The organism is Dysosmobacter sp. Phy (genome assembly GCF_054476235.1).
On record NZ_CM136997.1, the window covers coordinates 1,025,976 to 1,042,529 of the forward strand.

Genomic DNA, 16,554 nt, shown 5'->3' on the forward strand with positions numbered 1-16,554 from the left:
GCGGCGCCCCATGCGGGGCGCCGCCTATCTCTTTTCCGAATCTCCAAAATGGCCGCATAAAGACGCGGCGTGCTCAGTCAAAGACCAGGTGCTGCAAAATCGCCGCCAGAATGATAAACACCACCACCGCCGCGCCGACCAGCCGTCCCCGCCTGCGAAATCCCTTTTTGGAATAGTCGACCTTGCCCTTTTTCAGCCGGTTCAGGCTGAAGGCATTCAGGCCCCAGAGGGCCAGGCAGATCAGCGGAAACGCCACCAGGACCGTCCGCCAGCCCTGTTCATCCGAGAGGATGCTTCCAAAAAACGGCTGCACGATCACCCGCTCCTTTCACAACCGGAATGGTTCCCTTACAGCAGGTCGTCCGGCGGACGGCGGTCCTCGATGTGCCGCAGAAAGGCCTTGCAGGCGTTGGACATATATCGCTTTTTGTTCCGGGCCACCCGCACATCCCACACCCGGGGCCCGTCGCTGAGGGGCACCCACCGCACCGCGGTCACGGGGTACTTGTCATAGATGGGCTTGGGCAAGATCGTGATGGCCCGGTTCTGGGCCGCCACCTCCACCAGGAAGTCCCACTGGGAGGACAGCAGCACGATCTGCGGGGCAAACCCGGCGTTGCGGCAGGCCCGGACAGTCTGCCAGTGGAGGGCGAAATCCTGGTTGAAAATGGCGAACCGCTGGCCCTTCAGATCGGCAAAGGACAGGCTCGCCCGCTCCGACAGGGGGTTGTTCCGGTTCACGATCACCCCCACCCGCTGGCAGGTGAAGGGCAGGGACTCGAACTGCTCCACCTGCTCAGTGTTCAGCGTCAGGGCGATGTCCAGCTCTCCGTCCACGATCATCTGGTCGATCACATAGGAGCCCTGCTCCACCACCTGGATGCGGACGTTGGGATACTTCCGGGCGAATTCCGGGATCAGGGCGGCGAAATAACAGGTGCCCAGCAGCGGCGGCAGGCCCACCGTCAGGGTACCGGCGGCGGTGTCCCCGGTGTTCTGGACCTCCTCCACCGTGCGGCGGTACTCCTCCATCATCCGCTGGGCGCCCTCCAGCAGCCGCTGTCCCTCGTCGGTCAGGCGCTGGCGGCGGCCAAAGGTATAGAACAGCTGCACGCCCAGCTCCTGCTCCAGGTTCCGCACGGCGATGGACAGCGTGGGCTGGGCCACCGCCAGCTCCGCCGCCGCCGCGGAGTAGCTCTCCGCCTTGGCCACCGCCATGAAATATTTCAGCTGCCGCATCTCCATGGGCCGTCCTCCCTTTTATGTCCCGGACAAAGTTCTTACAAGCCCACTATATATAAAGCGATTCAATATGTCAACGGACGAATTATAAAATATTTTACCGGCCTCACCGGATGAAATTGGTGAAGGTCCGCTTGTGGCTCTCCGGCGGCGGCAGCGTCTCCTTTGCCATGGCCAGGGCCTTCACGGTCCAGGCCATGTTGCGGCCCAGCTTGGCGGCCACCTCCAGGCCCTCGGTGTCCCCCATCACCTCGCCGGGGTCCGCGCCGTGGACGGCGCCCCAGTAGTCGGAGGTGACCAGGATCATCTCCATGGCGTCCATGGTGCCCAGCAGCTGCTGGTACGTCTCCATGCCGCCGCTGCGGCGCAGGGTGCACAGCGCGCCGCCCACCTTGCGGCAGAGCTGATTGTCCCCGCAGCCCGCCGCCAGCATCAGCCGGTCCAGCACGCACTTCATGCCGCCGGCGATGCCGCCGTGGTACACCGGGGAGGCCAGCAGGATACCGTCGGCCTCAATACAGGCGGCAATGATATCGTTGACCATATCGTCGGTCTGGACGCACCGGAGGGACCCGGTGTTCAGGCAGTGGTAGCAGGCCATGCAGGGACGGACCTTGGGCCCCGGCTGGAACACCTGGAACTCCACGCCGGCGGCCTCCACCTCCCGGCGGACCACCTCCAGCAGCTGGGCGGTATTTCCGTTCTTTCTGGGACTTCCGTTGATGGCGACGATTTTCATGACAACTTTCCCCTCCGTATCAAGATTCCCCTTCCGGGGCTTGGTTCCCTCCTATTGTAGCAGGACGCAGCAACGGAAAATAGGACTTTTTCTTTGGCGGGATCCGCGGTATAATAAAGTGTTGTAATCATTTTCAAGAACCGGGAGGAAAAACCCTTATGAACAGCCAAGAGATGCTTCTGCTGAAGCTGGGCGAGGTGGTCCTCAAGGGCCAGAACCGCCACTCCTTTGAGGACAAGCTGGTGAACAACGTCCGCCGCCGTCTGAAGGGCTGCGGCAGCTTCCAGGTCTACATCCGCCAGAGCACCATCTACGTGGAGCCCACCGCCGACAACTGCGATATGGAGGCGGCCTTCGCCGCCTGCCGGCAGGTGTTCGGCGTGGTGGCGGTGGCCCGGGCGGTGCCCTGCGAAAAGACCGTGGAGGCCATCGTGGAGACCGCCAAGATCTACCTGGCCGACGCCTTTGCCGCCGCCCGCAGCTTCAAGGTGGAGAGCAAGCGGGCCGACAAGACCTTCCGCCTCAACTCCATCCAGCTGAGCCAGGAGGTGGGCGGCGAGCTGGCGGAGGCCTTCCCCGCCGTGACCGTGGACGTCCACGACCCGGACCTGACCGTATACGTGGAGATCCGGGAGAAGTATGCCTACGTCCACGCCCCCGCCGTCCCCGGCGCCGGAGGGCTCCCCATCGGCATGGGCGGCCGGGCGGTGAGCCTGCTCTCCGGCGGGCTGGACAGCCCCGTGTCCTCCTGGATGATGGCCCGCCGGGGCGTGGAGCTGGAGATGGTCCACTTCGTCTCCCCGCCTTACACCTCCCCCCAGGCCCAGGAGAAGGTGCTGGAGCTGGCCCGCCTGCTGACGGGCTGGTGCGGCAAGATGATGGTCCACATCATCCCCTTCACCCACATCCAGGAGGAGATCCGCAAGAACTGCCCGGAGGAGTTCTTCACCCTCATCATGCGGCGGTTCATGATGCGCCTGGCCCAGGCGGTGGCGGCGCGGTGCAAGGCCGGCGCCCTGGTCACCGGCGAGTCGTTGGGCCAGGTGGCCAGCCAGACCATGCTGGCCCTGGGCACCACCGACGACGTGTGTGAGATCCCGGTCCTGCGGCCCCTGATCGGCATGGACAAGGTGGAGATCATCCGCATGGCCCGGGAGATCGGCACCTATGACACCTCCATCCTGCCCTATGAGGACTGCTGCACCGTGTTCACCCCCCGGCACCCCTGCACCCGGCCCAAGGTGGAGGACGTCCGCTCCGCCGAGGCGGCGCTGGATGTGGACGCCCTGGTGGCGGAGGCCCTGGCGGGCCGCCAGTGGGTGTGGGTGAAGCCCGGCGACGCCCCCCGGATCTGACAACTGGTCCCGCAGGGCCCGCGCCCCTGCGGGACCTTGCATATACACCGCCATAAACCATCCGCCTCCGCGGAAATACTGCGCTGACGCTCCGCATCTGCGGCGTCAGCGATCGGAGGTCTTTATCCATGTCCCATACCGCTGAGATCATCGCCGTCGGCACCGAGCTGCTCTTAGGAAACATTGCCAACGTCCCACAGGGTCTCTGACCCTGCGGGAGCCCTGTCCATTTGATATCCTCGGGCGGAGTGAATCCACCCTTGCGGAAATACTGCGCTGACGCTCCGTATTTGCGGCGGCACTGGCCGCCGAGTTGGCGTTGGCGATCGGAGGTCTGATACTTATGTCCCATACCGCTGAGATCATCGCCGTCGGCACCGAACTGCTCTTGGGAAATATCGCCAACACCAACGCCCAGGTGTTGTCCCAGAGCCTGTCCGGCCTGGGGGTCAACGTGTTCTGGCACACCGTGGTGGGCGACAACCCGGAGCGGCTGGCCCAGGCGGTGTCCGTGGCCCGCCGGCGGGCCGACATCCTCATCACCACCGGAGGCCTGGGGCCCACCTATGACGATCTGACCAAGCAGACCATCTGCGCCGCCTTCGGCAAGCCCCTGGTGTTCCACCCGGACATTCTGGAGGACATCCGGGACTTCTACACCAAGAACCTCCACGCCCCCATGCCGGAGAACAACCGCCAGCAGGCGGAGCTGCCGGAGGGCTGCGTGATCTTCGACAACCCCGTGGGCACCGCCCCGGGCTGCGCCTTTGAAGCCGGCGGCGTCCACGTGCTGATGCTGCCCGGCCCGCCCCACGAGATGGAGACCATGCTTCACCGGTGGGTGGAGCCGTACCTGCGGGGCCTCTCCCAAGAGGTCATCGTCTCCCACGACATCATGACCTTCGGCCTGGGGGAATCCTATGTGGATGAGCTGCTCCACGAGCGGATGGCCCGGATGGAAAACCCGTCCCTCGCCACCTACGCCAAGCCCTGCGAGGTGCGCCTGCGGGCCACCGCCAAGGCCGCCGGCGTCCCGGAGGCGGAGGCCCTGCTCGCCCCGGTGGTGGCGCAGGTGCGCGAGGCCCTGGGGGAGTATGTCTACGGTGTGGACGTACAGGACCTGGCCCAGGTGTGCATGGAGGAGCTTTTGAAAAAGGGCCTGACCCTCTCCACCGCCGAGAGCTGCACCGGGGGTCTCGTGGCCCGACGGATCACTGCCCTGCCCGGAGCCTCCCGGGTCTACCGGGGCGGCGTGGTCAGCTACTGGACGGAGGTGAAGGCCGCCGTGCTGGGAGTGCCCCAGGAGGTCCTGGATACTTACGGCGCCGTGTCGGAGCCCACCGCCCGGGCCATGGCCGAGGGCGCCCGCCGCGTCACCGGGGCGGAGATCGGCGTGTCCGTCACCGGTGTGGCGGGCCCGGATCCGGACGAGCGGAACAATCCGGTGGGGCTGGTGTTCATCGGCCTTTCCACCCCTGACGGCACCTTCTGCCGCCGGACGGAGTCGGGCCGGCGGCGCCGGGACCGGATCCAGGACCTGGCGGCCAACCACGCCCTGGACATGGTGCGCCGGTATCTGACGGGCCTGCGCCCCTGATGGGGCAGCCGGGAAGGCAGCGGCATATACTGGATTGAACCCTCAGAAAGGAGATCCATGTATATGCGACATTTTCAGGACGATCCCTGTTTCCCGTCCTCCCATCGCAGCGATTCCAACTGCTTTGATCCCTGCTGTCACGACCACGGCTGTCCGCCGCCCTGCCCATGCCGGACGGAGATCACCGTTGGCACCACCGTCACCACGCAGCCCGGCACCAACGCCCGGGTAACTGCCACACCCACTCCCTGCGGCACGGAGCTCAGCTTCTTCATCCCCCGGGGTGCCCAAGGTGCCCAGGGCCCGCAAGGGCCCGCAGGCCCCCAGGGTGAGCAGGGTCCCGCAGGCCCCCAGGGCGAGCAGGGTCCCGCAGGCCCCCAGGGTGAGCAGGGTCCCGCAGGCCCCCAGGGCGAGCAGGGTCCCGCAGGCCCCCAGGGCGAGCAGGGTCCCGCAGGTCCCCAGGGCGAGCAGGGTCCCGCAGGCCCCCAGGGTGAGCAGGGTCCCGCAGGCCCCCAGGGCGAGCAGGGTCCCGCAGGCCCCCAGGGCGAGCAGGGTCCCGCAGGCCCCCAGGGTGAGCAGGGTCCCGCAGGCCCCCAGGGTGAGCAGGGTCCCGCAGGCCCCCAGGGCGAGCAGGGTCCCGCAGGCCCCCAGGGCGAGCAGGGTCCCGCAGGCCCCCAGGGCAAACAGGGTCCCGCAGGCCCCCAGGGCGAGCAGGGTCCCGCAGGTCCCCAGGGCGAGCAGGGTCCCGCAGGCCCCCAGGGCGAGCAGGGTCCCGCAGGCCCCCAGGGCGATCAGGGTCCCGCAGGTCCCCAGGGCGATCAGGGTCCCGCAGGCCCCCAGGGCGAGCAGGGTCCCGCAGGCCCCCAGGGTGAGCAGGGTCCCGCAGGGCCTCAGGGTGAGCAGGGTCCCGCAGGGCCTCAGGGTCCGGAAGGCCCCCAGGGCCCCCAAGGCGAACCCGGCTCCTGTACGCCTGATGAATACGCCTCTTTCTCCACCTTTATGCAGCAATTTGTCAACGGCCAGCCGATTTCCTTTAAAACCGCAGTGGCGGACCCCACAGGTCATATCACCCAGAGCAGCGGCACCCAGGTGTCCCTGTCTCCGGGGACCTATCTCATCCACTACAATGTGGAAGCCGTGCTGGAGACCGCCGGCTATTTGCAGGCGACCCCCTCTTACAACGGTCAGGGCCAGCTTCCCTACGGTGTTTACGCCCGTACTGCCGACGACAATGTCACCGTCTCCGGCTCCAGTTCTTTCATTGCCGAGGTCCCGTCGGCTACCACGCTGACGCTCAATGTCAACAGCAGCGCCGCCACCCGGGACGGCACCATGACCATGGTGATCCTGGGTCTCCGGGGCGGGGACAACGCTTGATCCGCACATTTCCAAACAAAAACGGGGAGGCCGCTTTCGCGGCCTCCCCGTTCTCTGTCCGGCCCTCAGCCCAGGGCCACATCCAGCACCATCATCACCAGAAACCCCACCACAAAGCCGCAGGTGCCGGAGCGGCTGTGGGCTTGGGGTACCAGCTCCTCCACCACAACATACAGCATGGCCCCGGCAGCAAAGCTTAAAAGCCACGGCATCAGGGTGTTTACTCCCGCCGCCGCCAGCACCACCAGCACGCCGAAGATGGGCTCCACGACGCCGGAGAGCATCCCCCCGAAAAACGCCTTCCTCCGGGACCATCCCCCCTGCCGCAGCGGCAGGGCGATGGCGGCGCCCTCGGGAAAATTCTGGATGCCGATACCCAGGGCCAGAGCCGCCGCGCCGGCAAAGCCCTCCCCGGTGCCCGCCAGGGCGAAGGCAAGGCCCACGGCCATGCCCTCCGGCACGTTGTGCAATGTAATGGCCGTGGCCAGCAGGGTGGTCTGCCGCCAGGAGGCCCCCCGGTCCGTCCGGCTCCGCCGGAGACGGGGCAGCAGGGCGTCCAGCACTGCCAAAAACACCACGCCCGCCAGCATCCCGGCGGCAGCGGGCAGCCAGGCGGGCAGAGCGCCTCCTGCCGCCCGGTCAATGGCCGGCAGCAGCAGACTCCAGACCGAGGCCGCCGTCATGACCCCGGCGGCAAAGCCCAGCAGCGTCCGCTGGGACCGGGGATGGGGCTCCCCGGAGAAGAAAAACACCAGCGCGGCGCCCAGCGTGGTCATCAAAAAGGTGAACCCGGTGCCGAGAGCCGCCCAGTAAAGGGATCGCAACATGTACATCAACGCCTTTCCGGAACTGGGCGGAGACCCGCCCGTACGCCAGTATAGGCGGCAGGACCCCGTCCCGTGACGGGGGCTTGCAATTCCGGCGGCGGTATGATAAGGTGTAAGTGACCAGTCAAAGACTCATATAGGTTCGCTGACTATGGCGCGAACGTCTCTACGGAGCCGCCCAAGGCTTCACTATGAGTGTCTGCCGGAGGGTGTATTTCCCTGTCCCGGCGGGCGCTTTTTTGCTGTGTCCAGTACATAAAAAGGAGATGGACTCATGAGCTTGACGATCCTGAAGGGAACCGTCGTCTCCGCTCCGGCCCCGGGAAGGCTGGAGGCCACGGAGAACGGCTATCTGGTGGCAGAGGGCGGCGTGATCCGGGGGGTATTCCCGGTGCTGCCGGAGCAGTACGCCGGCGCCGCCGTGGAGGACTGCGGAGACGACCTGATCGTCCAGTCCCTCGCGGACCTGCACCTCCACGCCCCCCAGTACCCCATGCTGGGCATGGGCATGGACCTGCCGCTGCTGGACTGGCTGAACACCTATACCTTTCCCCTGGAGGCCCGCTTCGCCGACCCGGACTACGCCCGGACCATCTACCGCCGCCTGGCCGCGGAGCTGGCGGAAAACGGCACCACCCGGGTGTGCATGTTCTCCTCCCTCCACACCGACGCCACGCTGATTTTGATGGAGGAGCTGGAAAAGGCCGGGATCACCGGCTATGTGGGCAAGGTGAACATGGACCGCAACAGCCTGCCCGGCGTACTGGAGGAGACCACGGAGCAGTCCATGTCCGAGACGCTGCGGTGGCTGGAGGCCTGCGGGGACTTCCGGCTGGTGAAGCCCATGCTGACCCCCCGGTTCACCCCCTCCTGCTCCGATGAGCTGATGGCATTTTTAGGGAAGCTGGCAGCGGAGCGGACCCTGCCGGTCCAGTCCCACCTGTCGGAAAACGACAAGGAGATCCAGTGGGTGCGCGAGCTGCACCCGGACTGCAAACAGTACTGGGAGACCTATGCCAAGTACGGTCTCTGGAACGACCGCACCGTCATGGCCCACTGCGTCTGGTCCGACGAGCGGGAGCGGGCGGCCATGCGTGACGCCGGGGTCACCGCGGTCCACTGCGCTGACTCCAATCAGAACATCTGCTCCGGCGTGGCGCCGGTGCGGGCCATGCTCCGGGAGGGGCTGAAGGTGGCCCTGGGCAGCGACATCGCCGGCGGCGACCAGCTGCACATGTTCGACGTGGTGGCCTCGGCCATCCGGGCCTCCAAGGCCCGCCGCATTCTGGACGGCTGGGAGACGGACTTCCTCACCGTGGCGGAGGGCTGGTATCTGGGCACCTCCGCCGGAGCCGCCTACTTCGGGGAGGCCCCCGGCTTCGCCCCGGGCAATTCTCTCCACGCCCTGGTTCTGCGGGACAGCGGCCTGCCCCAGCCCCACCCCCTGACGGCGGCGGAGCGGCTGGAGCGGGCGGTGTACCTGCGGCAGAAGGACGCCATCCGGGCGGTGTGGAGCGCCGGAAAAAAGATCTTCTCCCGAACATGAACAGACCCCGGGGCGGACCGAACGGTCCGCCCCGGGGTTTATGGTTTATTGGATCTCCTGCTCCAGATCCGCAAATTCCGCACCGGAGAAGAACTCCTCCAGCGTCATGTCCAGACCATCGCAGAGCATCTTGATCGTCACGATGGACACGTCCCTGCGGCGGTGGTCCATCATGCTGTACACCGTGGAGGGCGTCACGCCGGCGCGCACCGCCAGCTCGTTGTACTTGATGCTCCGTTGGGCGCAGATCCCCGCAAACCGGACCGCCACCGCGTCTTTGATCTTCCCGCCCATGACCTCAATGGATCTCCTGCTCCAGCCCGGTGAACTCCTCACCGGAGAAGAACTCCTCCAGGGTGATCCCCAGGCCGTCGCAGAGCATCTTGATGGTCACAACGCCGGGATTTTTGCTGTTGCCGTAGAGGATGCTCTTCACCGTGGAGGGCGGCACGGCGGATTCCGTGGCCAGCTTGTGGACCGTCCAGCCCCGCTGGCCGCACAGCGCCACCAGGCGGTTTGCCACCGCTGCTCTGGTGTCCATCTCCCCACCTCTTTCCAAAGACCTTTTTCCCACTGTATCGAAACAGGTTGCCTTTGGCGGACGATATATGATACAATAGTTTATATATCGTCCAGACGAGGTGATTTGATGCAGAGCGAGCAGAAATTTTACCGGTGCCTGACCTCCGACGCCGCTGCCCGTGCCCTGCGGCACATCCAGGAGATCGTGGCCGACGAGACTCTGTCCGACCCGGCGTGCTTTGCCAGGATCGAGGCCATCGTGTCCCTGCTGGAGGACCTGGGCCTCTCCTGCGGCGGGCGGCACGACTTCGGATAAAACGGACCGGGCGCCTCCCCCAGGGGAGACGCCCGGTCTTTTGTGAAATCCCGCGCCCTCAGAACAGATGCACGACGCCCATGGTCAGCGCCGTGATGATAACCCCGGCGATGACCACGCCCAGAAAGATGGCGGGCAGGGCGTGGCGCATCCGGATGTCCAGCAGGGCCGCCACCAGGGCGCCGGTCCAGGCGCCGGTGCCCGGGAGGGGGATGGCCACCAAGATCACCAGGCCCGGCAGGCGGTATTTCCGCACCACCCGGCCCTTCAAATGGGCCCGGCGTTCCAGGGCCGTGATCTTTCCGCCCAGCAGCCTCGTGTTCCGCAGCCAGGCAAAGGCCCGGCGGACCAGCAGCAAAATGAAGGGCACCGGCACCATGTTTCCCAGAATGGCAGCCGCGCAGGCCGCGGCGGGCGGCAGTCCTGCCGCCACGCCTACGGGGATGGCGCCCCGCAGCTCCAGCACCGGCACCATGGCGGTGAAAAAGGTCAGCAGCAATTCATGGAACATGGTCTCCAGAGACATCCGGCATCCTCCCAGCATTCAGACGGGCCATCCGGGGCGGAGGCCTCCGCCCCGGATGGCGTATGGTCTAGTTTACTCCAGGTTCAGCCGTTTTTTCAAGAAATAAGTTGTTAAGAAGTAGAAGATGGCTCCGTAGACCGCCGTGCCCGCCAAAAGCAGCCACATGGTGATGTGGACGGCGCTCATGGCAGTGAAGTGGATGTCCAGGGTGGACAGGAAGGCCACCAGCGGGGAGTCCGCCAGTCCCACCAGCAGCACCGTGCCGATGATCTGGCTGGCAAACTGGAAGGCGAAGTAGAAGGCCACGGACAAGAGCAGCTTGTGATTGGAAAAGCTGTGGCCCACGGCCATGGCGGCGTAAAACTGCAATGCGAACGCCACGCAGCCCACAAAGCACAGAGCGGCCAGCTCCAGGGCGAAAGCCGTGCCGTTGAGGGCGTAGTAGGCGGTCATGGCCTGGAGTACCTGCTCGATCCCCCGGAAAAAGGCGCTGACAAAACCCACTTCAAACACCGCCACCAGGAAGGACAGGACCACCACCGCCGCGGTGAGCACATACCAGACTGTGGAGACAATCAGCTTGCTCCACACCTGCTGGTGGACGGAGGCGGGCAGGGTGAACATGATATAGCCCTCGTCCCGCAGGAGATTGCGGTAGAACCGCTGAAGCATCAGGAAAAAGCTCATGAAGCACACGCCGATGATGGCGACCACGAAGGCCATGACCACCAGGGCGCCCAGGGCGTTCAGCAGCCGGCTGTCGGCCCGGTCCATGACCCGGGCGGAGAAGTTGGCGCCCATGGCGGTGACCAGCAGGATGAGATACAGCGGCCCCATGATCCGGGCCGTGGCACGAAACTCGTGCTTCAACAGTTTCCTCAGCATTTGAACACCTCCCGGAACAGCGCGTCCACGCTCATGCCCTTTTCCTCCCGGATCTGATCCACGGAGGACTGGAGCATCACCCGGCCCTGGTTGATGAAAATGACCTCGTCCAGGATCTTTTCCACGTCGGCGATCAGGTGGGTGGAGAGCACCACCGCCGCCTCAGGGTTGTAGTTGCCGATGATGGTGGAGAGGATGTAGTCCCGGGTAGCCGGGTCCACGCCGCCGATGGGCTCATCCAGCAGATACAGCTTCGCCGCCCGGCTCATGACCATGATCAGCTGCACCTTCTCCCGGGTGCCCTTGCTCATCTGCTTGATCCGCTGGTCGTGGCGGATGTTCAGATGGGAGAGCATCTCCTCCGCCGCCTCGGCGCGGAAGTCGGCGTAAAAATCGCCGTAGAAGTCCATCAGCTGCTTCACCGACATCCACGTGGGGATGCAGGTGCGCTCCGGCAGATAGCTGACGGCGGCGTGGGATTCCTTCCCCGGCGCCGCACCGCACACCAGCACCTCCCCGGCGCTGGGGGTCAGCAGGCCGTTGGCCAGCTTGATGAGGGTGGTCTTGCCGCTGCCGTTGGGGCCCAGCAGCCCCACGATCCGCCCCGGCTCGATAGCCAGGTCCACATGGGTCAGGGCCGGCGTGGGCCCGTACTGCTTGCTCAGGTCCTTACATTCCAGAACTGCCATTGTCATTCTCCTCCTCGGACACCTCCTGGCGCATCAGCGCCAGGACCTCTTCCCGGTCATAGCCCAGATGGGTCATGGCCTCCCAAAACGCCTGGATATGCCGCTGCGCCAGGCTCCGCTTCACATGGTCGATCATGGTCTGATCCTCCGTTACGAATCTGCCCGCGGTCCGCTGGCTGTACACCAGGCCGTCCCGCTCCAGCTCTGCCAGTGCCCGCTGCATGGTGTTGGGGTTCACCCCGGCCTCCGTGGCCAGGTCCCGCACCGATGGCAGCCGCTCTCCCGGCGGAAACGCGCCGGAGACGATCCCCACCTGGATCTGATCGATCAGCTGGGAGTAGATCGGCGCGTCGTTGGAAAACTGCCACTTCACGAGAGCACCTCCTGTTTTTGTGTTGTTGTACTAAGTAATTAATACAATAACACATTTCCTCCGTTTGTCAAGAGGGCCACCCGATTTTTTTGCAGCGGATAAAAACGCCCCGGAGGAAACCCTCCGGGGCGTTCTCGTTGTCGGTGCCGTCCTTGCGGCAGCCTCGTCTCTTTTCGCAGGGCGGTCTACGCGCGCTTGTCCGGGCGGAGCCAGCACAGCAGGAGCGCTCCCGCCGCCAGGACCGCGCCGTAGAGCCAGAGGCCCCCCACGCTCAGCTCCTGCTGGCTCACCGCCGCGTCCACCCCGCTGCGTGTCCGCCAGACCGCCAGCGCCAGGCCGCCGCGCCCGGCCAGGTTCAGGGCGCTCCACAGCGTCAGCGCCGCGCCCACATGCCGGCGGCGAAGGGCCCCCGCCCGCCGCCACAGGCACGCCGTCAGCACACCGCACAGCGCCACGGACAAGCCCGGCACCAGATAGTAGACCACCGCAGCGGCCATCGGCGTCCAGCTGTCCGCGGCCGCATTGGCAAACATCGACAGAACGGGGATCACGCGGATACAGCGCCAGACGCCCCAGGCCGCCAGGGCCCAGGCCAGCACCCGGCCGTACTTCCGCCAGATCTCCTCCAGCTCCGGCAGCGCCTGTGCCCGGCGGCCGGACGGCATGGGCGCCTCCGGCTCCCGGTCCGGCCGCAGCAGCGAATCGATGGTGATGGAAAACTGGTCGCTGATGCGCACCAGCTTCTCCGCCTCCGGCATGGCCTCGTCCCGCTCCCACTTGCTCACCGCCTGGCGGCTCACGTCCAGGGCCTCCGCCAGGGCGTCCTGGCTCAGGCCCGCCCGGGTCCGGAGCGTCTGCAGCTTCTCTCCAAAGGTCATAGGGCTGTTCCTCCCGTCTTTTGATGGCCTCAGGATATCAGATCCGGCCCTGCAGCCGCCAGCGATGAAAGCTGGAACTTCCGCAACCAGCGGTTGCGGAAGCCATGTTTCTGCTTTATATGTACTTCTTTGCCAAACGCTCCACCACATCCGCCAGGGCGTCCTCCCGGGCGTCGCAGACCACCGTGGCCCCGCACTGCCGCACAGCCTCCACGCAGTTGGCCGGGGCGAAGCCCTCCGCCGCGGCGGTGAGCATGGGGATGTCGTTGGCCTCGTCGCCCACGCAGTAGACATGGTCTATGCCGATGCCCAGCCGCTCCGCCAGGCGCCGGATCATGCCGCCTTTGTTGGCGCCCTTGGCGGTCATCTCCAGCAGCACCTTGCCGGAAAAGATCAGCTCGTAGTCCTTGTCCCAGCCCTCCGCCGTCAGCTGGTTCAAAACGCCCTGAAGCACGTCGTGCTCCGCCTCGAACAGCAGCTTTCCCAGGGGCATGGGCACCTCCAGCAGGGACGGGGCCTCCGTCACGGCCACCTTGGTCAGGTGCTCGTGCTGACGGGTGATGGCGTTGGGACGCACGGCGTGGATGACATTGTCGATGTGGTAGGCCTCCACCGCCAGATCCGGAAAGCGGTCCAGGATGATCTGCCCCCGGCGGCGGGCGTCCTCGTCCAGCAGGGCGTAATCCAGGTATTCCCTCTTATCAAAATCATAGATGGCCGCGCCGTTGCACACCACCGACGGGGCGTTCATGGGCACGCCGCCGGCGTAGTTCACAAAGGCCGCCAGGGCCCGGCCCGTGGCCACGGTGAAGCGGCCGCCCTCGGCCATGAACCACTCCAGGGCCTCCCGGTTCCGCGCCGACAGCGGCGGCACCGGCGCCCCGCTGCGCAGGGCATCCTCTGTGTAGATGAGGGTATTGTCAAAATCGCTGGCCAGCAGCACACCGTCAAATCTTCCCATGGGTTCTCTCCTCTCTCGATCTCTCATCATCTTTTTAAAACGCCGTTATATAACGCCCTGTAAAACCATGGACGCAAACACCACAGCCATGGAGCTCATCTGGATGATGCCCAGCCGCCGCCAGGCCGCGATCAGCTCCCGGGCCCCGGGACGATAGGGATAGCTGGGATCCACCCACAGCCGCCAGCTGCCGCCCCACGGGGCAAAGGAACGGGAATATGCCTCGGGATCTGTCTTTTTCCAGTGGCGGCGGAGTCTTTTCAGATAGACCGCTCCCACCGTCGCACACACCGCACCGTTGCCCAGAAACGCGATGGTCAGGATCCCATCCTGATGTACAGCGTACAGCAGGAGCAGGCTCAGTACCGTACTTGCTCCAATTACCATATATGCCGTCAGAAAATCCTCTTTTTCCATATTCCCCCTCAAAAAAACCGCCGCCCGCAAAGCGGACGGCGGGGCGTCGTGTTCATTCGCTCTTGGGGGCCGCGCCCTCTCCGCCGCCCTTGTTCCGGCGGCGGCCGCCCCGGTGACGGGGACGGCGGCGCTTGGCCTCTCCGCTCTCGCCGCCCTCGGCGGCGCGGGCCTCCCCGCCCTTGGGCTGGGGGGCGGGCTGCTGGGCCTTGGGCGCCTTGGGGGGACGGGGCTTCTGGCCGCCCTTCTTCTCCTCCTGTGGCTTGGCCTCGGCCTTGGGTGCCGGCTGCTGGGCGGCGGTCTCTGCGCCGGATTTATTCCGGCTGCGGCGGCCGCCCCGGTGCTTGCGGCGAGGCTTGCCGTCGCTGCTCTCCCGCCCCATCTTCTCCCGGACGGGGGCGTCCTCCAGCTTGGTGTCCATATAGAAGGGCGTGGCCAGGATCGGAGTGTCGAATACCTCTTCCTCCTTCTCCTCCACATACCGGGCGGGCCGCTCCGGGATGGCGATGCCGTCCCGGCTGCCCTTGCCGTTGCGCAGGACGCAGACCTCGCAGTTGTGATAGCACTTGAGCGGCTCGTTGGGGCCCGCGCTGTCCAGGGCCACCTTCATGGTCTCCCGCAGCAGGTCCACGCTCTTGACGTTGCCGGGACCGTCGGGGGTCTGAACGAAGGACTCCACCTTGGGCATCCGCTTGACGGCGTCCTCATAGGCGTTCTGCTCGTATTTCAGGCAGCACATCAGCCGCCCGCAGGTGCCGGAGATCTTGGCGGGGTTCAGGCTGAGGTTCTGGGTCTTGGCCATCTTGATGGACACGGGCAGAAACCCGTCCAGGAACTGAGAGCAGCAGAAGGGCCGCCCGCAGATACCCAAGCCCCCAATCATCTTGGCCTCGTCCCGGACGCCGATCTGCCGCAGCTCGATCCGGGCCCGGAACACGCCGGCCAGGTCCCGGACCAGCTCCCGGAAGTCCACCCGCCCGTCGGCGGTGAAGTAAAAGACGATCTTATTGCCGTCAAAGCTGGCGGAGACGTTGACCAGCTTCATCTCCAGGCCGTGGTCCGCGATCTTCTTCTCGCAGATGTCAAAGGCCTCCCGCTCCTTCTTCTTGTTGTGCTCCACGGTGCGGCGGTCGTTGTCCGTGGCCATCCGCACCACCGGGCTCAGGGGCTTGAGGATGGCGGCGTCCTCCACCTCGTGGTTGCCCTCGGTGCAGGTGGCGAACTCCATGCCCGCGGCGGTCTCCACGATCACCTGGTCCCCCATCCGCACCTGGAGCCCTCTGGGGTCAAAATAATAATTCTTGCATCCGCCCCGAAAGCGGACGCTGATCACTTCTGTCAAAGGATACCCTCCAATTCCACTGCCAGGGCGCCCAGCACATGTCCGGCGCCCACGTTGTACGCGCAGTCTCCGTGATACTTCTGCAACAGTTCTATTGTGCCCATGATCTGGACTTTTGTCAAGGTTTTCGCCGCCGAAAGGGCCGTTTTGCGGTCCTCTTCCGGGATCTGGCCGCCGTAGAGCAGCAGCAGGGCCGACGAGAGCACCGCCCGGCACCGCTCCAGCACCGCCGCCAGATCCTCCCGGCTGAGCTTGCGCCGCTCCAGCTCCACCGCTGCCTCGGCCGCGGCGCCCCGCCGGCGCTCCAGCAGGGCCTCCAGCAGCAGCGCCGCCCCTTCCTCCGCACCGGCAGCTGGAGCTGTTTCCGCCGTCTCCGCCGGACGGGTCATCAGCTCCACACACCGGGAGCGCAGGGTCTGGAGCACCTGCCCGGCGCTGTCGGCACAAAAGAGGAAGGCCGCATAGGGCGGCCCCTCCTCCACTACCTTGAGCAGGATGTTCTGGTCCGCCTCGGTCAAAAGGGCGCAGTCCGGGAAGAGATATACCTTCCGCTGCCCCTCGTTGGGGCGGATATAGGCGTCGGCGCGGATGGACCGGATCACCTCCACGGCGATATTCTTGTGCTCCGGATCCCGGACCGTGGTCACGTCCGGATGGATGTCCGCCAGGACCTTCCGGCAGGCGGGGCAGACCCCGCAGGGCTTGTCCGCCGCGCCCTGGCACTCCATGGCCGCCGCGGCGCAGCGGGCCGCGGAGCGCGCGCCGGAGCCGGTGAACAGCAGGGCGTGGGACAGCGTTCCCCGGCGGGCGGCCTCCCGGATGCGGAGGACGGCGGGGTCTGACGGGGACAGATCAAAGGGATTCATAGAACAGCGCCTCCTCCCGCCCCGCCGTTTTCCGGGGCGTCTGCATCGTTTTTTTCATTTTAACACGGTTTTTCCCAAAAGAAAAGGCGATTCGAAGGC

General features: G+C 65.7%; 21 protein-coding genes and 1 riboswitch. Of the genes, 5 read left to right on the forward strand and 16 right to left on the reverse strand.

Annotation, left to right across the window (positions count from 1 at the left end):
* Positions 1 to 73 precede the first annotated feature (73 nt).
* From ACVDHE_RS05050 to ACVDHE_RS05060, 3 genes are all read right to left on the reverse strand, one after another.
* A complete protein-coding gene (locus ACVDHE_RS05050) occupies positions 74 to 313 on the reverse strand; it encodes a hypothetical protein (protein ID WP_325227729.1) in 240 nt (79 codons plus the stop codon).
* A gap of 35 nt (positions 314 to 348) precedes the next feature.
* Positions 349 to 1,245 (reverse strand): LysR substrate-binding domain-containing protein, encoded by an 897-nt coding sequence (locus ACVDHE_RS05055; RefSeq protein ID WP_213037105.1) that lies wholly within the window; start codon positions 1,243 to 1,245, stop codon positions 349 to 351.
* A gap of 103 nt (positions 1,246 to 1,348) precedes the next feature.
* On the reverse strand, positions 1,349 to 1,981 hold the full coding sequence (locus tag ACVDHE_RS05060; RefSeq protein WP_325227727.1) for a flavodoxin family protein: 633 nt from the start codon (positions 1,979 to 1,981) through the stop codon (positions 1,349 to 1,351).
* 158 nt (positions 1,982 to 2,139) lie between these two features.
* Between ACVDHE_RS05060 and thiI the strand changes: the two genes are divergently transcribed.
* Together thiI and ACVDHE_RS05070 are read left to right on the forward strand one after the other, a co-directional pair.
* The gene (gene thiI, locus ACVDHE_RS05065) at positions 2,140 to 3,336 is read left to right on the forward strand and encodes a tRNA uracil 4-sulfurtransferase ThiI (RefSeq protein WP_213037107.1); all 1,197 of its coding nucleotides are present in this window, start codon (positions 2,140 to 2,142) and stop codon (positions 3,334 to 3,336) included.
* Between the two features lie 343 nt (positions 3,337 to 3,679).
* Complete coding sequence (locus ACVDHE_RS05070; protein WP_213037108.1) at positions 3,680 to 4,933, forward strand: competence/damage-inducible protein A; 1,254 nt, start codon at positions 3,680 to 3,682, stop codon at positions 4,931 to 4,933.
* A gap of 42 nt (positions 4,934 to 4,975) precedes the next feature.
* Here the strand turns inward: ACVDHE_RS05070 and ACVDHE_RS05075 are convergent, their stop codons facing one another.
* Positions 4,976 to 5,881 carry a hypothetical protein gene (locus ACVDHE_RS05075; RefSeq protein WP_458885815.1) on the reverse strand — a complete coding sequence of 302 codons (906 nt, stop codon included), beginning with the start codon at positions 5,879 to 5,881 and terminating at the stop codon, positions 4,976 to 4,978.
* Positions 5,882 to 5,932: 51 nt separating this feature from the next.
* On the opposite strand from ACVDHE_RS05075, the gene ACVDHE_RS05080 reads away from it, so the two are divergent.
* On the forward strand, positions 5,933 to 6,310 hold the full coding sequence (locus ACVDHE_RS05080; RefSeq protein ID WP_458885816.1) for a hypothetical protein: 378 nt from the start codon (positions 5,933 to 5,935) through the stop codon (positions 6,308 to 6,310).
* A 65-nt stretch (positions 6,311 to 6,375) separates the two neighbouring features.
* Here ACVDHE_RS05080 and ACVDHE_RS05085 read toward each other — a convergent pair whose 3' ends face one another.
* Positions 6,376 to 7,137, reverse strand: coding sequence for a ZIP family metal transporter (locus tag ACVDHE_RS05085; RefSeq protein ID WP_213037110.1), 762 nt, complete (start codon positions 7,135 to 7,137; stop codon positions 6,376 to 6,378).
* 112 nt (positions 7,138 to 7,249) lie between these two features.
* Positions 7,250 to 7,349, forward strand: a riboswitch (purine riboswitch).
* A 62-nt stretch (positions 7,350 to 7,411) separates the two neighbouring features.
* Between ACVDHE_RS05085 and ACVDHE_RS05090 the strand changes: the two genes are divergently transcribed.
* Positions 7,412 to 8,683: an amidohydrolase family protein gene (locus ACVDHE_RS05090; RefSeq protein ID WP_458885817.1), complete on the forward strand. Its 1,272-nt coding sequence runs from the start codon at positions 7,412 to 7,414 to the stop codon at positions 8,681 to 8,683.
* 45 nt (positions 8,684 to 8,728) lie between these two features.
* Here the strand turns inward: ACVDHE_RS05090 and ACVDHE_RS05095 are convergent, their stop codons facing one another.
* Both ACVDHE_RS05095 and ACVDHE_RS05100 read right to left on the reverse strand, forming a co-directional pair.
* Positions 8,729 to 8,977 carry a helix-turn-helix domain-containing protein gene (locus ACVDHE_RS05095; protein WP_458885818.1) on the reverse strand — a complete coding sequence of 83 codons (249 nt, stop codon included), beginning with the start codon at positions 8,975 to 8,977 and terminating at the stop codon, positions 8,729 to 8,731.
* Between the two features lie 4 nt (positions 8,978 to 8,981).
* Entirely contained in the window at positions 8,982 to 9,224 is a 243-nt protein-coding gene (locus ACVDHE_RS05100; RefSeq protein ID WP_458885819.1) for a helix-turn-helix domain-containing protein, read from the reverse strand.
* A 108-nt stretch (positions 9,225 to 9,332) separates the two neighbouring features.
* Here ACVDHE_RS05100 and ACVDHE_RS05105 point away from each other — a divergent pair, with 108 nt between their 5' ends.
* On the forward strand, positions 9,333 to 9,521 hold the full coding sequence (locus ACVDHE_RS05105; RefSeq protein WP_458885820.1) for a hypothetical protein: 189 nt from the start codon (positions 9,333 to 9,335) through the stop codon (positions 9,519 to 9,521).
* A 58-nt stretch (positions 9,522 to 9,579) separates the two neighbouring features.
* Here the strand turns inward: ACVDHE_RS05105 and ACVDHE_RS05110 are convergent, their stop codons facing one another.
* From ACVDHE_RS05110 to ACVDHE_RS05150, 9 genes are all read right to left on the reverse strand, one after another.
* Positions 9,580 to 10,047 carry a COG2426 family protein gene (locus ACVDHE_RS05110; RefSeq protein ID WP_458885821.1) on the reverse strand — a complete coding sequence of 156 codons (468 nt, stop codon included), beginning with the start codon at positions 10,045 to 10,047 and terminating at the stop codon, positions 9,580 to 9,582.
* A gap of 72 nt (positions 10,048 to 10,119) precedes the next feature.
* The gene (locus ACVDHE_RS05115; protein WP_458885822.1) at positions 10,120 to 10,932 is read right to left on the reverse strand and encodes a hypothetical protein; all 813 of its coding nucleotides are present in this window, start codon (positions 10,930 to 10,932) and stop codon (positions 10,120 to 10,122) included.
* Entirely contained in the window at positions 10,926 to 11,621 is a 696-nt protein-coding gene (locus tag ACVDHE_RS05120; protein WP_213037116.1) for an ABC transporter ATP-binding protein, read from the reverse strand. Before ACVDHE_RS05120 ends, ACVDHE_RS05115 begins: the two co-directional genes overlap by 7 nt.
* A complete protein-coding gene (locus ACVDHE_RS05125) occupies positions 11,602 to 11,994 on the reverse strand; it encodes a GntR family transcriptional regulator (protein ID WP_213037117.1) in 393 nt (130 codons plus the stop codon). Before ACVDHE_RS05125 ends, ACVDHE_RS05120 begins: the two co-directional genes overlap by 20 nt.
* 185 nt (positions 11,995 to 12,179) lie before the next feature.
* Positions 12,180 to 12,872, reverse strand: coding sequence for a helix-turn-helix domain-containing protein (locus ACVDHE_RS05130; protein ID WP_458885824.1), 693 nt, complete (start codon positions 12,870 to 12,872; stop codon positions 12,180 to 12,182).
* Positions 12,873 to 12,987: 115 nt separating this feature from the next.
* Complete coding sequence (locus ACVDHE_RS05135) at positions 12,988 to 13,833, reverse strand: HAD-IIB family hydrolase (protein WP_458885825.1); 846 nt, start codon at positions 13,831 to 13,833, stop codon at positions 12,988 to 12,990.
* Positions 13,834 to 13,878: 45 nt separating this feature from the next.
* Positions 13,879 to 14,220: a hypothetical protein gene (locus ACVDHE_RS05140; RefSeq protein WP_458885826.1), complete on the reverse strand. Its 342-nt coding sequence runs from the start codon at positions 14,218 to 14,220 to the stop codon at positions 13,879 to 13,881.
* Between the two features lie 82 nt (positions 14,221 to 14,302).
* Positions 14,303 to 15,580 (reverse strand): regulatory iron-sulfur-containing complex subunit RicT, encoded by a 1,278-nt coding sequence (ricT, locus tag ACVDHE_RS05145; protein ID WP_458886156.1) that lies wholly within the window; start codon positions 15,578 to 15,580, stop codon positions 14,303 to 14,305.
* A gap of 5 nt (positions 15,581 to 15,585) precedes the next feature.
* Entirely contained in the window at positions 15,586 to 16,455 is an 870-nt protein-coding gene (locus tag ACVDHE_RS05150; RefSeq protein ID WP_458885827.1) for a DNA polymerase III subunit delta', read from the reverse strand.
* Between the last annotated feature and the right edge of the window lie 99 nt (positions 16,456 to 16,554).

Excerpts from the sequence above, each read along its gene's own strand:
- ACVDHE_RS05055 (WP_213037105.1), bottom strand. The coding sequence starts at position 1,245 with ATGGAGATGCGGCAGCTGAAATATTTCATGGCGGTGGCCAAGGCGGAG.
- ACVDHE_RS05060 (WP_325227727.1), bottom strand. The coding sequence starts at position 1,981 with ATGAAAATCGTCGCCATCAACGGAAGTCCCAGAAAGAACGGAAATACC.
- thiI (WP_213037107.1), top strand. The coding sequence starts at position 2,140 with ATGAACAGCCAAGAGATGCTTCTGCTGAAGCTGGGCGAGGTGGTCCTC.
- ACVDHE_RS05070 (WP_213037108.1), top strand. The coding sequence starts at position 3,680 with ATGTCCCATACCGCTGAGATCATCGCCGTCGGCACCGAACTGCTCTTG.
- ACVDHE_RS05080 (WP_458885816.1), top strand. The coding sequence starts at position 5,933 with ATGCAGCAATTTGTCAACGGCCAGCCGATTTCCTTTAAAACCGCAGTG.
- ACVDHE_RS05085 (WP_213037110.1), bottom strand. The coding sequence starts at position 7,137 with ATGTTGCGATCCCTTTACTGGGCGGCTCTCGGCACCGGGTTCACCTTT.
- ACVDHE_RS05090 (WP_458885817.1), top strand. The coding sequence starts at position 7,412 with ATGAGCTTGACGATCCTGAAGGGAACCGTCGTCTCCGCTCCGGCCCCG.
- ACVDHE_RS05095 (WP_458885818.1), bottom strand. The coding sequence starts at position 8,977 with ATGGGCGGGAAGATCAAAGACGCGGTGGCGGTCCGGTTTGCGGGGATC.
- ACVDHE_RS05100 (WP_458885819.1), bottom strand. The coding sequence starts at position 9,224 with ATGGACACCAGAGCAGCGGTGGCAAACCGCCTGGTGGCGCTGTGCGGC.
- ACVDHE_RS05105 (WP_458885820.1), top strand. The coding sequence starts at position 9,333 with ATGCAGAGCGAGCAGAAATTTTACCGGTGCCTGACCTCCGACGCCGCT.
- ACVDHE_RS05110 (WP_458885821.1), bottom strand. The coding sequence starts at position 10,047 with ATGTCTCTGGAGACCATGTTCCATGAATTGCTGCTGACCTTTTTCACC.
- ACVDHE_RS05115 (WP_458885822.1), bottom strand. The coding sequence starts at position 10,932 with ATGCTGAGGAAACTGTTGAAGCACGAGTTTCGTGCCACGGCCCGGATC.
- ACVDHE_RS05120 (WP_213037116.1), bottom strand. The coding sequence starts at position 11,621 with ATGGCAGTTCTGGAATGTAAGGACCTGAGCAAGCAGTACGGGCCCACG.
- ACVDHE_RS05130 (WP_458885824.1), bottom strand. The coding sequence starts at position 12,872 with ATGACCTTTGGAGAGAAGCTGCAGACGCTCCGGACCCGGGCGGGCCTG.
- ACVDHE_RS05135 (WP_458885825.1), bottom strand. The coding sequence starts at position 13,833 with ATGGGAAGATTTGACGGTGTGCTGCTGGCCAGCGATTTTGACAATACC.
- ACVDHE_RS05140 (WP_458885826.1), bottom strand. The coding sequence starts at position 14,220 with ATGGTAATTGGAGCAAGTACGGTACTGAGCCTGCTCCTGCTGTACGCT.
- ACVDHE_RS05150 (WP_458885827.1), bottom strand. The coding sequence starts at position 16,455 with ATGAATCCCTTTGATCTGTCCCCGTCAGACCCCGCCGTCCTCCGCATC.